Source organism: Desulfurispirillum alkaliphilum, from assembly GCF_055378285.1.
On the sequence record NZ_AP042405.1, the window covers coordinates 2183828 to 2198902 of the forward strand.

General features: G+C 56.4%; 8 protein-coding genes and 1 tRNA gene. 8 read left to right on the plus strand and 1 reads right to left on the minus strand.

What is annotated here, in order from left to right; genetic code table 11:
- Window positions 1-16: 16 nt before the first annotated feature.
- Window positions 17-102: transfer RNA gene (locus ACZ46I_RS09830), tRNA-Ser, on the plus strand.
- A 1404-nt stretch (window positions 103-1506) separates the two neighbouring features.
- Here the strand turns inward: ACZ46I_RS09830 and ACZ46I_RS09835 are convergent.
- Window positions 1507-2721, minus strand: a complete 1215-nt coding sequence (locus ACZ46I_RS09835) for an ISL3 family transposase (RefSeq protein ID WP_464280675.1) — start codon at window positions 2719-2721, stop codon at window positions 1507-1509.
- On the opposite strand from ACZ46I_RS09835, the gene ACZ46I_RS09840 reads away from it, so the two are divergent.
- The 7 genes from ACZ46I_RS09840 (at window position 2720) to ACZ46I_RS09870 (ending at window position 15033) form a co-directional block, all read left to right on the plus strand.
- Window positions 2720-3991 carry an OmpP1/FadL family transporter gene (locus tag ACZ46I_RS09840; RefSeq protein ID WP_464280676.1) on the plus strand — a complete coding sequence of 424 codons (1272 nt, stop codon included), beginning with the start codon at window positions 2720-2722 and terminating at the stop codon, window positions 3989-3991. The two genes, ACZ46I_RS09835 and ACZ46I_RS09840, sit on opposite strands and share 2 nt — an antisense overlap.
- A gap of 121 nt (window positions 3992-4112) precedes the next feature.
- Window positions 4113-5948, plus strand: coding sequence for an AMP-dependent synthetase/ligase (locus tag ACZ46I_RS09845; protein ID WP_464280677.1), 1836 nt, complete (start codon window positions 4113-4115; stop codon window positions 5946-5948).
- Between the two features lie 54 nt (window positions 5949-6002).
- Complete coding sequence (locus ACZ46I_RS09850; protein ID WP_226507588.1) at window positions 6003-8390, plus strand: 3-hydroxyacyl-CoA dehydrogenase/enoyl-CoA hydratase family protein; 2388 nt, start codon at window positions 6003-6005, stop codon at window positions 8388-8390.
- A 13-nt stretch (window positions 8391-8403) separates the two neighbouring features.
- Window positions 8404-9576, plus strand: coding sequence for an acetyl-CoA C-acyltransferase (locus tag ACZ46I_RS09855; protein WP_464280678.1), 1173 nt, complete (start codon window positions 8404-8406; stop codon window positions 9574-9576).
- A 74-nt stretch (window positions 9577-9650) separates the two neighbouring features.
- Complete coding sequence (locus ACZ46I_RS09860; RefSeq protein ID WP_464280679.1) at window positions 9651-11429, plus strand: acyl-CoA dehydrogenase family protein; 1779 nt, start codon at window positions 9651-9653, stop codon at window positions 11427-11429.
- A 95-nt stretch (window positions 11430-11524) separates the two neighbouring features.
- Entirely contained in the window at window positions 11525-14512 is a 2988-nt protein-coding gene (locus ACZ46I_RS09865) for an oxidoreductase (protein WP_464280680.1), read from the plus strand.
- On the plus strand, window positions 14512-15033 hold the full coding sequence (locus ACZ46I_RS09870) for a DUF4442 domain-containing protein (protein WP_226507584.1): 522 nt from the start codon (window positions 14512-14514) through the stop codon (window positions 15031-15033). The genes ACZ46I_RS09865 and ACZ46I_RS09870 overlap by 1 nt, the downstream gene beginning before the upstream one ends.
- The last annotated feature ends 42 nt before the right edge of the window (window positions 15034-15075 follow it).

Genomic DNA, 15075 nt, shown 5'->3' on the forward strand with positions numbered 1-15075 from the left:
CATCTCCCGTTGAAACGGAAGAGTGGCCGAGTGGTTTAAGGCGGCGGTCTTGAAAACCGTTGAGCGAAAGCTCCGTGGGTTCGAATCCTACCTCTTCCGCCATTTTGATTATGACACAATTCAAGAAAGCCCCTGAAATCTTTGTTTCAGGGGCTTTTTCTGTTGTTTATCATGTGATCAATCGGATGAAATTTTTTCTTGTTTGATCTCAACTTTCGCACCCCCGAAACGGGAGGTTGTCGGCGCCGACCCTTATGCCATGCAGTAATGGCGGAAATAGCTCTGCACAGATTGCATTTCTTGACATTGCCCGTGAGTTTCTTTTGCCACTTTGGACCCGCAAAAAGTGGCTGGGAAGCGGCCCCCAGTGCTGTCCTTATCAGCCGTTCGCTTGCCTGGAACTGGGGACCGCAAACAACCGCCCTCCGTGGCTTTTGGTTTGCGGTTGCCGCCGTCATGGCGTCAACCCTGCGGGTCCATAGCGTTATGCAGGCAATTGAAAAGCTCTCAGGTGCAAGGCGCGAGCAAGGTGAGGAGTGAGGCGTACTCCCTGTACGTCGCAGCGACGAGCACTGGTGAGCAACGCCGCAGATGAGGGCTTTTCAGCAGCCTGACAGTCGGCGCGTCCTGGCTGGGAAAGTACACGGGGAGAGACAGAAGCAGGCCATTCCCCCCTGAGCCCGTCCGGTGAGTGCGACGCCTGGCTGGCAAGACCCGAACGGGACACTCACAGGAAGTGAGTGGTCCGGCAGCACTGCAGGGAAGCAGGGGTCAGGCAACGCAAAGAGGCCCAGGTGCAAGGCGCGGGCAAAGCGAGAAAGGAGGCGTACTCCCTGTACGTCGCAGTGACGAGCGATGCCCGGCAACGCAGCAGATGGGGGTTTTCAGCAGCCTCTCAGGAGATACCGATTTCTCATTGGTGTGTATGGGGATTTTTGGATTGGCTCTCTCTCATGCTTTGCCAGGTAAAACGCAGAAATACGATGCCGTATGTCGTGAAATGCTGTTTGAAAATATGATTTCCGCAGATTTCCTGGTTGTTGTGGTGGTGGGTTCGCTTATGGGGATAAATTAATTGTAAACGCATGTCATGATTGACAGGGCAAGTGAGCGAGTCGTTTAAGGTCATTGAGGATCTTTAAATGCAGTGGTATTCCCTGTAGAAGATTGACAGGGTAAATATATCTGATTGAGTAGGGGATTATCGAAGGCGTCAAGATTATAAATACGTTTTATTTTGATGTTGACATGAACGTAAAGGGTCGATAAACTTGATGCTGTTGCTTGCCTGTATCATGTGATAATCTTTGAAAACGTTATCAGCGAGGTGGAGAGATGAGTGGAAAGAGAATGGCGTTTGCGGTAAGTGCGCTGCTGTGCAGTGGAATTACCCACGCTTATGGCGCAGGTTTTGGTATAACGACCCAGGGGGTGAGCGGGCTTGGGAACGCGTATTCCGGGGGTGCCGCTATTGGTGCTGATGCAACGACGGTTTATTTTAACGGTTCATCCGGTTAAAGCGTACTTTGAATTATGGAGGGCCTTTATTCTGAGCTCGAAGAATTCCATATCTCTGTATCCATAGGCTTGCCTTTTGAGGGTATCAATTTTGTTGTTGATCCCCTCAAGTGGTCCTGTTGATATGGGGTGATCATACCAGTTCAGGATTCCCTCTCGGTGCTTCTCCAGCGTTTTGGCCATTTTCTTCAACCCTTTGATGGCTGATGCCTGAGCCCTGTTGATCCAGTCATCGAGGAATACCGTGGCAGCTACCTTGTCAGTTTGTTGCCATATCTGGCGGAGATCTTCTTTCATATAGTAGGCAACCGCCAATGGTCGATTGGCCTGCAGGGCAAGTTCAAGGCGTTCATGATCGCTGGTTTGCTCGCCAATGCTCTGCGGATTTTTGAGAAGCATCCAGCGAGTGCCTTTGAGAATGCTCTTGTCATGCTGACTTGTGAGCTCATGGTACAGCTCGCGGCGAATATCGGTAAGGCGTTCATTCATAAGCTTGACGACATGGAAACGATCAAACACCAACGCAGCAGATGGAAGGTGTTCGAGCACTGCCGACCGGTAAGCCGGACTCATGTCAGCAGCAACGGCTTTGATAGATGACTTGCGACGACCAAGGCGTTTCCAGAAACCATCAAGCGCTTCTGCCTGTTTGCCTGCTCCAACGTATACGACCCTGGCTGAACCAAGGTCAATGACGAGAGTAATGAAGCCATGTTTGCGTCCGGTGTATTTCTCATCAATGGCGATATACTCAAGCCCAGCAAGTGAAGGGCTACTATAGTGATGATGCAGATACCGCTTGAAAATGGACTTGACCAGGTCCCAGCCTATACCAAGAAGCCGTGCTACATCAATGAGGCTCATAGCTTGGGCAAGGGAGACCACATACCGAGCAAATGCATGGGTGTAGGAACACCGTGGAGAGGCTATTTTCAGACTCACCCGCCTGACGCTACCGCACTGAAGGCACTGGATGCGTGGAACGTGGACGTGCAACCAAGTGGACTTGATCCCCAAAGGCAAACCTCGTAACCGACGAATGCTACTGCCTCGCAATATGACAGAACGGCCAAGGCACGCAGGGCAGCGAATCAGCTTTTTACGGGGCCGGACATGGAAATTGATGGTATTGCCGCGATACTGTGTACGGATGTAATCGTAGCCAGCAAGGCCGTAGGCATGGTAAAGAACACTGGTGGGCATGGTGCTTCTCCCGGAATTATTTGGTTGTAATCCCGATAAATGGCACCATGCTCACTTTTTTGTCAATGTATCCTCAATACGGAAGAGCCATTTTAACCCTGCGGCTATGACGCTGCTGAAGGGGAAGCAGGTTGTTGGTGGCATGACGCTGATTGTTCCTGATCTGAAGTTTAAGGACGATGGTTCGACGACGGGTGGAAGCACTGGCGGGCAGCTTGGGCAGAACACGATTGTGCCGAACTTTTACTCTGTGGTTGAGCTGGAGAATGGTCTGTACGTCGGACTGGGGATTAACGCGCCATTTGGCAATGCCACGGATTACAAGGAAGACTGGTATGGCCGTTACTATGCCATTAAATCGGATTTCATGACCGTGAACGTCAATCCGTCCATCGCGTGGCGCGTCAATGATCAGTTCAGTGTCGGGGCCGGCCTGAGCCTGCAGTACCTGGATGCCGAGCTCTCCAACGCCATAGATTTCGGGACTATCGCCTATGCGCAATCTGGTTACAACGAGGCACTGGCTCCCCTGGTGCATAACCGTGATGGCAAGGTGGTGCTGGAGGCGGACGATACCGGCTATGGGTTTAACTTCGGGTTCCTCTATGAGTTTAACGATCAGACCCGCATGGGTTTTGCCTATCGTTCCACCATCAGCTATACGGCCAGCGGCAGTGCCAAGTTCACAGTTCCGGAAACCATATCGGGAAATCCAGCTCTTGATGGCGCCATTGCCGCTTCGCCCAATTTTGCCAACGGCAGCGCCAAGGCCAAGATCAAGGTTCCCGATAGTGCCTCCTTGAGTGTGCATCATCAGGTGAATCCCGACTGGGCAGTTATGGCTGACGTGACCTGGATGGGCTGGAGCTCCTTTGATGAGCTGCGGGTGCAGTTCAGTGACGGTCGTGATGACAGTGTCACCACCTTCGACTGGGAAGATCAGATGCGCTATTCGGTGGGAACCACGTATCGCCTGAGTCCACGCACGATTCTGCGCGCCGGCCTGGCCCTTGACGAGGAGGCGATTCCCGATGCTCAGGCCCGTCAGCCACGGGTCCCCGGTAATGATCGCACCTGGATTTCTGTTGGTCTTGGGTACCAGGTGAATGAGCGTATGGGTATTGATGTGGGCTACGCTCACCTCATGGTGAAGGACGCAAAAATTGACCAGCAGCAGAGTGTTCCCGAGAATACCCTGAAAGGTTCTTTGCGGGGTGAGTACAGTAACACCATTAACATTGTCGGTGTTTCATTGACCTACTCCTTCTGAGTTTTTTTACGGGGCGCGCCTCAGGTGCGTCCCGTTCTCGCATTTATAAAGACGTTTGTTTTTTGGTTGACTTGCACGTAAAGGTTATGTATTTTCGACCCATGCTCCAGGAGGCTGTGCTATGGATATGATGTCATATGGTTCCATATTAAAAATCCTGCAATTGAACGCGAAGCGCCATGCCCATAAGGCAGCGGTGACCTTCAAGCGGCGTGGTGAGTGGGTGACGCTGAGCTACGCGCAGTTTTATGATCGCATTCTGATGGCCTCCAGGGGGTTGCGCAAGGCTGGTATCAAGCCTGGTGACCGGGTGGCTATTTTCTCGGAAAATCGTACCGGTTGGGCAATTGCGGACTTTGGTGTCCAGGCGGCGCGGGCCATAACGGTGCCTATCTACGCCACCAATACAGCTGAGCAGGCAGAGTATGTGATCAACCACTCCGAATCGCGCATTGTGTTCGTCTCCACGCGGTTGCAGTACGAGAAGATCCTGCAGATCCGGCAGAATATTCCCCATGTGGAGCGGGTGGTCTCTTTTGAGCAGTTCCTCGGCTCCGATGATCTGCCGGTGAATACCCTTCAGCAGCTTTCGGAAGTATCCCATCCCCTGACCGATGAAGAGCGTGTTGAGCTCGAAGAGGAGATAGCACAGATCACACCTGAAGATCTGATTACGGTTATCTACACTTCCGGTACTACGGGTGTACCCAAGGGTGTCATGCTTACGCACTCCAACATGCTTTTTGACGCCTGCGCCGGTGTGCAGAAGCTTGGTGGCATGGCGGAAGACGAGGTCTTCCTCAGCTTTCTGCCCCTGAGCCACGTTCTTGAGCGCACGGCGGGCTACCATGCTCCGCTGATGTACGGTGCCCATGTGGCCTTTGCGGAAAACGTGGACAAGGTGGTGGAGAATATTCTGGAGATTCGTCCCACGGTCATGGTCAGTGTGCCAAGGCTCTTTGAGAAGATCTATTCCCGGATTTACGAAAATGTGCACCAGGCGCCGGCGGTGCGACGCAGTCTGTTCCACTGGGCAGTGGATGTCGGCAAACAGTACGTCTATCGCCGTTATATAGAAAAGCAGCCGGTCGGTTCGCTGGGCGTGAAGTACGGGCTCGCGAAGCGCCTGGTGTTCAGCAAGATCAAGCCTCGCTTCGGCGGCCGCATGCGGTTCTTTATTTCCGGTGGTGCTCCATTGGACAAGACCATCAACGAATTTATGTGGGCAGTGGGGATTCCCGTGTTTGAAGGGTATGGGCTCACCGAAACCAGTCCGGCTCTGACACTGAACACCATTGCCGATAACCGGTTTGGTTCTGTGGGTCAGGTACTGGATCAGACGGAAGTCAAAACTGCCGAGGACGGTGAACTGCTGGTGCGTGGCCCTCAGGTGATGCAGGGGTATTACAAGAATCCTGAAGCCACTGCCCAGACGATCATCGATGGCTGGCTGTACACCGGCGATATTGCGCGGATTGATGAAAACGGCTTTGTGTATATCGTCGATCGCAAAAAGGAGATCATTGTCACCGCTGGTGGCAAGAATGTGGCTCCCCAGCCGATTGAAGATGAACTCAAGCTGGACAAGTACATCTCCCAGGCGTTTGTGTATGGCGATCGCAAGCCGTACCTGGTAGCGCTCCTGACGCCCAATGTTGAGCGGCTGCTGGAATTCGCCCAGGACAAAAAGCTGAACTATATCGAAATTCGCGACCTGGTTACCCATAAAAAAGTTCATAAGCTCTTTGAAGAGCGGGTGCGCGATGTGAACGCGAAGCTGCCCTCTTACGAGACCATCAAAAAATTCGTCATTCTGCCCCGCGACTTCTCCATCGAAGATGGCGAGCTCACGCCGACCCTGAAGCTCAAGCGCAAGGTCATTGCCGAGAAGTATCGGGTCAGCATTGAGGGCATGTTCGACGCCAACGGTAACGGCAATGGCAACGCTCAGAAGTAAACTGAATGAATACAGGCCAGTGAACAGAGAAACTATGCGTATATGGAGGAAAACATGAGGCAAATCAGAAGGGTAGCCGTGCTCGGTTCGGGTGTGATGGGTGCCACCATTGCTGCCCATTTGGTCAATGGAGGGTTCGATGTGCTGTTGCTTGACATCGCGCCCCGTGAAGCCAGCGAGGCTGAAAAAGCCAGTGGCCTCAGCGTGGAGAGCGCCACAGTGCGCAATCGCATCGTCCGTGGCGGTTATGAAGGGCTGCTGAAGATGAAGCCCGCGCCGTTCTATTTGAAGGAAGATGCCCGGCGCATCGAAACCGGCAACTTCGAAGACGATATGGGTCGACTCCGGGAGTGCGACTGGATCATTGAGGTGATTATCGAAAATATGGCGATCAAGAAGCAGTTCTTCACGGAAAAGGTCGTGCCGAATCTGTCAGCGGGAGCCATTCTGTCCACCAACACCAGCGGCCTCTCCGTCAACGAGCTGGCCAGTGTACTGCCCATGGAAGTGCGCCGGAATTTCCTGGTGACCCACTTCTTCAACCCACCCCGTTACATGCGCCTGCTGGAAATTGTGGGCTGCAGTGATACGGACCCCGAGCTGCTGAGCTCAATGTCAACTTTCCTGGGCAAGAGCCTCGGCAAGGGCATTGTCTCGGCCAAGGATACTCCGAATTTTATCGCCAACCGCATTGGCGTGTACGCCATCTTTAAATCCATGCGTCACATGCTGGACATGGGCATGAGCGTGGAAGAGGTAGACGCCGTCGCCGGAACCGCCACCGCCCGGCCCAAAAGTGCCGCATTCCGTACTGCTGATCTGGTGGGTAATGACACCCTGGCCCATGTGGGTTCCAACTCCTATGACGTACTGGTGAATGACGAAGAGCGGGATGTCTTCCAGGTGCCCGATTTCCTGCGCGCCATGATCGACAAGGGGCTGCTGGGCAACAAGACCAAGGGTGGTTTCTACCGCAAGGAAAAGGGAGAGGGCGGTTCAAAGGTCTTCTACTATGACTACATCAGTGGCGAATACAAGCCCTCCGAGCGCCCCCGCTTTGGTTCCGTGGATGCGGTCAAGCAGGTTGACGACCCGGCGCAGCGCCTCAAAATGGTGGTCAACGGCAGTGATAAGGGCGCCGAGTTCGCCTGGAAGAGCATGCGCGACACGCTGATCTACACCTTCAACCGCATTCCTGAAATCGCCGATGATATTGTCAACGTGGACAATGCCATGCGCTGGGGCTTCAACTGGGAGATCGGTCCCTTTGAGATGTTTGACGCCATCGGCGTGGCAGAATTTGTCAAGCGGGCCAAGGCCGACGGAGTCGCCGTGCCGGCTGCCCTGGAGAAGATCGAAAGCTTCTACCGGTTTGAAGGCGCCACCCGCCTCTACTACGACATCCAGAGCGGACAGTACCGCGAAGTTCCCATGGACCCAGAGCATATCCACTTTGATATCCTGCGACGGGCCGGAGCGGTGGTGGAGAAGAACAGCAACTGCTCCATCGTGGATCTGGGTGATGGCGTGTTCGCCTTTGAGTTCCACTCCAAGATGAATGCCCTCAGCGGCGATATTCTCTCCATGACCCACAAGGCCATCAAACGGGCTGAGAGCGAAGGGGTTGGCCTGGTGATCACCAACCAGGGTGCCAACTTCTCGGTCGGTGCCAACCTGATGATGCTGGCCGTGGCGCTGGCCGAAGGTGCCTACGATGACGTCGCCATGGTCGTCAAGGCCTTCCAGCAGGCCACCATGGCCGTCAAGTACTCGCGGGTTCCCGTGGTGGTGGCGCCCTTTGGGATGACGCTGGGCGGTGGCTGTGAATTCGCCCTCCATGGCGACGCCATAAACGCCCACGCCGAAACCTACATGGGCCTGGTGGAAGTGGGTGTCGGCCTGCTGCCCGCCGGTGGCGGCACCAAGGAGATGTGTCTGCGGGCTGTAAGCCTGGCCCAGCAGTTTGATACGGATGTCTCCCCCTTCATCTTCAAGAATTTCCAGAATATCGGCATGGCCAAAGTTTCCATGGGAGCCGCAGAGGCTTTTGGCATGGGGTACCTGCGCCAGGGCGACTCCATCTCCATGAACATCGATCGTCTGGTGGCCGATGCCAAGAGCAAGGTTCAGAGCCTGGCCCGCACCTACCGTCCCGCTAAACCACTGGAGAATATCCCCGCGCCTGGCCGCAGTGTTGCCGCCAGCATCAAGAGCCAGCTGTGGAATATGGCTCAGGGTGGGTTTGCCACAGAATACGAAGCCGTCATGGGCAGTGTGATTGCCGATGTCATCTGCGGTGGTGATGTGCCTGCGGGAACACCCATCAGCGAACAGTATCTGCTGGATCTGGAGCGTGAAGGCTTCCTGAAGCTCTGCGGCAATAAAAAGACGGTGGAACGTGTTCAGCACATGTTGAAAAAAGGCAAGCCATTACGCAACTGATGAGGAGGGATACATGAAGACAGCATACATACTGGCGGCCTACCGGACTCCCGGCTGCCGCGCGAAAAAAGGCATGTTCAAGGACATGCGCCCCGACGATCTGGCCGCCGCCGCTATCAAAGGGCTGGTGGAGCGCACGGGTATTGATGGAAACGATGTGGAAGATATTATCCTCGGCTGCGCCTTTCCCGAGGGCGAACAGGGCATGAACTTTGCCCGTGTGGCTGCCATGAAGGCGGGGCTGCCCTACCAGGTGCCTGGTCAGACGGTGAACCGTTTCTGTTCTTCGGGCCTGCAGACCATTGCTCAGGCAGCGGAGCGCATCATGGCCGGCTTTGGTGACTGCATTATCGCCGGGGGTGCCGAGTCCATGACCATGGTTCCCATGGGCGGAAACAAGTACAGCGCCAACCCCGATCTGGTGAACAACTGGCCCGAAGCCTACGCCTCCATGGGCATAACCGCAGAGAAAGTAGCCGAGCAGTTCAACATCGGCCGCGAAGACCAGGACACCTTTGCGGTGGCCAGCCATCGAAAGGCCGCCGATGCCATCGCCTCCGGGCGCTTCACGGATGAGATTCTGCCCGTGGAAGTGGAGCAGGTGAGCCTGGCTGGCAGCAAGGTGCAGAGAAAGAAGGAAGTGGTCAGTGTTGACGATGGTGTGCGGGCGGATACTACCCTGGAGGGCCTGGCAAAGCTGAAGCCCGTCTTCCGCATGGGAGGATCGGTTACCGCCGGCAACTCTTCGCAGATGACCGATGGGGCCGCTGTGGCCCTGGTGGTTTCCGAAGCGTACCTGAAGAAGATATCCAAGGACCCCATTGCCCGTTATGTCAGTTTTGCCGTACGGGGAGTGGCACCGGAGATCATGGGAATCGGCCCCGTGGCGGCCATTCCCGCTGCCCTGGCAATGGCCGGCCTGAAACAGAGCGACCTGGGGCTCATTGAGCTCAACGAGGCCTTTGCCGCCCAGTCGCTGGCCGTGGTGCGCGAACTCGGACTGAACCCGGACATCATCAACGTCAATGGTGGAGCCATTGCCCTGGGCCATCCCCTGGGCTGTTCCGGCGCCAAGCTCACCGCCACACTGCTGGCCGAAATGGGACGCCGCAAGGAACGCTTCGGCATGGTTTCCATGTGTATTGGCGGCGGCATGGGCGCAGCAGGTATCTTTGAGCGCCTGTAGGCAGCTGACTGACACGCTGGATTCTGGCACCACTGCAGGTGTCTTTCTGAAAATCACACAATGGCGAGGTTGACATGGCACGAATTTTCAAAGGCGGCGAATACCTGATCACCGAGATGGATCCCGCAGATATCTTTACTCCCGAAGACTTTACCGATGAGCAGCGACAGATTGCCGATACCACGCAGCAGTTTGTCACCAACGATGTCATTCCCCATATTGACGAGATCGAACAGCAGAACTTTGATCTGGTCGTGGAGCTGATGGGCAAAGCTGGTGAGCTTGGCCTCCTGATGACCGACGCCTCCGAGGAAGAGGGCGGACTGGAGCTTGACAAGGCCACCAGCATGCTGGTGGCGGAGAAAATTGCTCCCGCCGGCAGCTTTTCGGTGGCCTTTGCCGCCCATACCGGCATCGGCACGCTGCCCCTCATCTACTATGGCACAGCGGAGCAGAAAGAGCGCTACCTGTCCCGAATCATCACCGGCGAGTGGATGTCCGCCTACTGCCTGACCGAGCCTGGTTCCGGTTCCGACGCCCTGGGCGCTCAGGCCACGGCCGTGCTGTCCGAGGATGGCAAGTACTACATCCTCAACGGCACCAAACAGTTCATCACCAATGGCGGTTTTGCCCAGCTCTTTACGGTCTTCGCCAAGATCGACAAGGAGCACTTCACCGCGTTCCTGGTGGAAAAGGATTTTGAAGGGCTGGAGATTGGCGCCGAGGAAAAGAAACTCGGCATCAAGGGCTCTTCCACCACTCAGGTTATTCTCAATAACTGCAGGGTCCCCGTGGAAAACCTGCTGGGGGAGATCGGCAAGGGTCACAAGATTGCCTTTAACGTCCTCAATGTGGGTCGCTTCAAGCTGGGTGCCGCCGTGAGCGGCGCGGCCAAGATGGCTTTGCAGGAGGGCATCAAGTATGCCAATGAGCGCAAGCAGTTCGGCAGGCCCATCAGCTCCTTTGGTGCCATCAGCGAAAAGATTGCAAATATGACCGCTGATATCTTCGCCGCCGAAAGCCTGATCTATCGTCTGGCCGGCCTGCTGGATAACAAGCTGGCCACCATTGAGAAGGGCATTGACAATTATTACGAAGAGTATCAGAAGGGCATTGAGGAGTATGCTCCCGAGTGCGGTATCGCCAAAGTCTTCTGCAGCGAGGTGCTGGCGCGAACCGTCGACGAAGTGCTGCAGATTCACGGTGGTTACGGGTTTGTCAGTGAATATCCGGCAGAGCGTTTTTACCGAGATGAGCGAATTAACAGGATATTTGAAGGAACTAACGAAATCAACCGACTGCTGGTTCCCGGCATGATCCTGCGCAAAGCCATGAAGGGAGAGCTTCCCCTGCAGAGTGAAGCCATGAAAGCCTTTGAACAGCTGATGACTCCTTCCTTCGAAGAGCTTGACGAAAATGACCCCTTTGCCCGTGAGAAGCAGCTGGTGAAGAACCTGAAAACCCTCTTCCTGATCCTCTCCGGTGCGGCGGTACAGAAGTACATGGACAAGCTTCAGGATGAGCAGGAGATTCTGCTGGCCGCCGCCGACCTCTGCATTCAGATTTTCGCTCTGGAGAGCGTGCTGAAGCGGGTGGAGAAGGCCCAGTCCAGCCAGCTCAGCGCCCAGAAGAAGGAACTGATGGCGGCAACCCTGAAGATCTGCGCCTTCAGCGCCTGTGAAGCAGCGGGAGCAGCCGCGCAGCGCGGTGCCTTCTATGCGGAGGAGGGTGATACGCTGACCATGATCCTTTCCGGTATCCGACGCTTTGCCAAGTACGACGCTACCGGGTTGCTGCAGGCCAAGCGTGCCCTGGCGGCAACTGCCATTGAACAGGAAAAGTATATCTTCTGAGCCGCAACGACTCCGGCAGGACACCCGGCAACGGGTGTCCTTTTTCTTTCCCTGCTGCCGGGCAGAAAGAGCATTACGTCTGGAAGGACAAACCCATGCAACAACACTCCATAGACACACCCTACATTGCCGGTGAGGTGCACTGCTACAGTATGGAAACCGATGGCGAGATCATTCTCTTCGACAGCGGTCCCCCTACTCCGGCAGCTCAGCGCTACTTCCAGGAACATATGGATCTGGAGCGCCTGCGCCATGTGATCATCACCCACTGCCATATCGACCACTATGGCCTGGCCTCGTGGCTGCAGGAGAACAGTCCCGCCCAGATATGGCTCCCCTATCGCGACAGCCTCAAGATTACCCGCCACGGCGAGTGGCTGGATGGCCTGGGAGACCTGCTGGGCAGTCTGGGTTTCAGCCCTGCCTATGTGAAGCAGTTCCGGGACTCCATGGATGAGGGAACCATTTTCCCCCGGGTGCCTGAGGAGTACCGTATTCTCGAGGAATCGGATCTGCCCGCGCGTCTGGGGTTCGAGGTTCTCCCCTGTCCGGGACACTCCCAGAGTGACCTGGTGTATGTGGGAAGCGACTGGGCTGTCACCGGCGATACCCTCCTCCAGGGAATCTTCCAGTCACCCCTGCTGGACGTGGATCTGGAAAGTGGAGGGCGTTTCCACAACTACCATGCCTACAGCGAAACCATCGGCAAACTGGCGACACTGCGGGGTAAGGAGATTTACCCCGGCCACCGCACCCGCATCAGCGGTGTGGATGACACCATCCTCTTCTATGTCTCCAAACTGCTGGAACGGGCGCGTCGCCTGCTGCCCCTCATGGATCGTCCCAGCGTGGTGGCCATCATCGAAGAGCTCTTCGGCTCCACCCTCAAAGACCCGTTTCACAAGTATCTGAAGGCCTCGGAAGTCGTCTTCATGCAGGACTTCCTGCAGGAGCCCGAACCCCTGCGGCGCGCGCTGGAAAACAGTGGCCTGCTGGAGCCGGTGGCCGCCGAGTTCGCAAGCCTCTTCGAATCCAGCGGGCCCTCGCCCAAAGCCTCCCAGTGCTTTACGGAAACAGATACTGCTGAAGATATCCTCTTCACGCCGGTGCAGATTGGCACCATGGAAATCCCCAATCGCATCTGCATGCCGGCCATGCACATGAACATGTGTCGCAACTACCAGGTGACTGATGCCCTGGTGGCCTTCTATTCCGAGCGTGCCAAGGGCGGGGCAGGCCTGATCTGTGTCGGATATGCCACCGTGGACGAGCTTTCCGGTAATCCCGGTAATATAGGTGCCCACGATGACCGGTATGTGGAAGGACTGCGTCGCCTGGCCCTGGCCATTCAGGAGCATGGTGCCCGCAGTGCCGTGCAGATCAACCATGCTGGACGTTACAACCACTCCATGCTGCTGGGCGGCAAAAAACCCGTGGCTCCGTCTCCAGTGGCATCGCGGCTTACCGGCGAGACGCCCCGCGAACTCAGCGCCCAGGAGATTCAGGACATCGTTGGTCGCTTTGCCAGCAGTGCCGCGCGGATCCGTGAGGCGGGCTTTGATGCCGTGGAGATTCTGGCGGGAACCGGATATCTCATCAGCGAGTTTCTCTCACCCCTGACCAATCAACGTCAGGATGAATACGGAGGAAGCCTGGAGAATCGCATGCGCTTTGGCCTGGAGGTGGTGCGTGCCGTCAAGGAGGCCACGGGAAATGCCTATCCGGTGATGGTGCGTCTCAACGGCAACGACTTTATGCCCGGTGGTATCGGTCGCCGCGACCTGCAGACCTTCGCCCTGGCTCTCGAGGCCGTCGGGGCCGATGCCATCTGTGTCAATGTGGGCTGGCATGAAGCCCAGGTTCCGCAGATAGTTACCAAGGTGCCACGGGGTGCCTTCGCCTATTTGGCCCGTGAAATACGCACCCTTGTGGGGATTCCCGTCATTGCCAGCCATCGTATCAACGATCCTGCGACAGCGCGCAGGCTGCTTGGGCAGGGCATGTGCGATATGGTGGCCATGGGGCGCGCGTTGATTGCCGACCCCTGGCTGCCCCGCAAAGCGGCGACCGGCCGCGAGCGGGAGATCATTCACTGTGTGGCCTGCGGTCAGGGCTGTTTTGACAATCTCTTCAAGATGAAATCGGTGGAGTGCCTGTGCAATCCCGAGGCGGGCCATGAGCTGGAGACCATGCTGGAGCCAGCGGAAACCCCGCGCAGGGTACTGGTGGCCGGTGGTGGCCCTGCGGGCATGAGTGCCGCGCTGGCAGCCGGGCGCCGTGGACATCGGGTACTGCTCTGCGAGAAGGGCTCACGGCTCGGTGGACAGTTACTCCTGGCCGGGGCTCCACCGGGACGCGAAGAGTTTGTACAGTTGGCGAAGGATCTTGCCCATCAACTCAGTCGCCAGCGGGTGGAGGTGCACCTCAACCGCGAAGTGGATGAGGAACTGCTGAAAGCCCAGCGCCCCGATGTTCTGATCGTGGCCACCGGTGCGCAGCCGGTGCTGCCAAAAATCGCCGGTGCCGAAAAACCCCATGTTGTTCAGGCGTGGGATGTGCTCTGTGGTAAAGCCCAAGCGGGCCGAAGGGTCGTGATCATCGGCGGTGGCGCGGTGGGAATCGAAACCGCCCTGCTGCTGGCCGAGTCCGGCACGCTCAGCGGTGAGGAGTTGAAATTCCTGCTGGCCCATCGCGCCGAGGAACCCGCAGAACTGCTGCGCATGGCGACCCGAGGCGAGAAGGATATCACCATCGTTGAAGCCACAGACAAGCTCGGACGCAACTTTGGCAAGACGACCCGCTGGACCATGCTGCAGGATCTGCAACGCTTTGGCATTCGCACCCTCACCCAGACGAACGTGGAGCAGATCGAAGAGGCCAGCGTGCGCGTCAGTGGATCTTCGGGCAGTCAGCTGCTGGCAGCGGATACCGTGGTGCTGGCAGTGGGCAGTCGCAGTGTGCGCGGTCTGCAGACCCTGGCATCACAGCAGCACATTGCCTGCCATGTGGTGGGAGACGCCCATGAACCGGCCATGGTTATTGACGCTGTACATCAAGGCTTTGCAGCCGGGAGGAAAGTGTAATGAAAGGATTTGCTCTGTTGCGTACACTGCTGGGGCGCGCCCGGCACTCGAAATTCTGGTTGTGGGTGCTGAACCTGGTGCTTGGGAGGATGATCCCCTTTAACCGGCCCCACGGCTTCTGCATCCTCAGTATTGACGAGAAGGGCATTATGACCACAGCGCCCTATAGGCGCAGTAATTTCAACCATATCCGTGGCATACACGCCTGTGCCATTGCCACCATCGCCGAATTTTCTTCGGGCATAACCCTGCTGAGCCATATAGACCCTTCCCGGTTTCGCCTGATTATGGCGCGTCTGGAAGTGGAGTATGCCTATCAGGCGAAAAGTCGTCTGCGGGCCGTTACCGATCTGACGGAGCAGCAGATTGCCGAAGAATTTCTCAGACCGCTTCAGACAGACGGTGTGGTCCAGCGACAGGTGCAGACACGCGTGTACGACCAGGATGACAGGCTGGTGGCGACGGGATTCATCACCTGGCAGGTCAAGAGCTGGGAGCTGGTGAGAACCCGGGTTGAGTAGGGGTCTGATGTATGGTGAAACTGAAGAACATGTGAGGGAGAG

What these genes read in the sequence shown, in the direction of transcription:
- ACZ46I_RS09840 (WP_464280676.1), top strand. Translation starts at nt 2,720, where the DNA reads ATGGTGCTTCTCCCGGAATTATTTGGTTGTAATCCCGATAAATGGCAC.
- ACZ46I_RS09835 (WP_464280675.1), bottom strand. Translation starts at nt 2,721, where the DNA reads ATGCCCACCAGTGTTCTTTACCATGCCTACGGCCTTGCTGGCTACGAT.
- ACZ46I_RS09845 (WP_464280677.1), top strand. Translation starts at nt 4,113, where the DNA reads ATGGATATGATGTCATATGGTTCCATATTAAAAATCCTGCAATTGAAC.
- ACZ46I_RS09850 (WP_226507588.1), top strand. Translation starts at nt 6,003, where the DNA reads ATGAGGCAAATCAGAAGGGTAGCCGTGCTCGGTTCGGGTGTGATGGGT.
- ACZ46I_RS09855 (WP_464280678.1), top strand. Translation starts at nt 8,404, where the DNA reads ATGAAGACAGCATACATACTGGCGGCCTACCGGACTCCCGGCTGCCGC.
- ACZ46I_RS09860 (WP_464280679.1), top strand. Translation starts at nt 9,651, where the DNA reads ATGGCACGAATTTTCAAAGGCGGCGAATACCTGATCACCGAGATGGAT.
- ACZ46I_RS09865 (WP_464280680.1), top strand. Translation starts at nt 11,525, where the DNA reads ATGCAACAACACTCCATAGACACACCCTACATTGCCGGTGAGGTGCAC.
- ACZ46I_RS09870 (WP_226507584.1), top strand. Translation starts at nt 14,512, where the DNA reads ATGAAAGGATTTGCTCTGTTGCGTACACTGCTGGGGCGCGCCCGGCAC.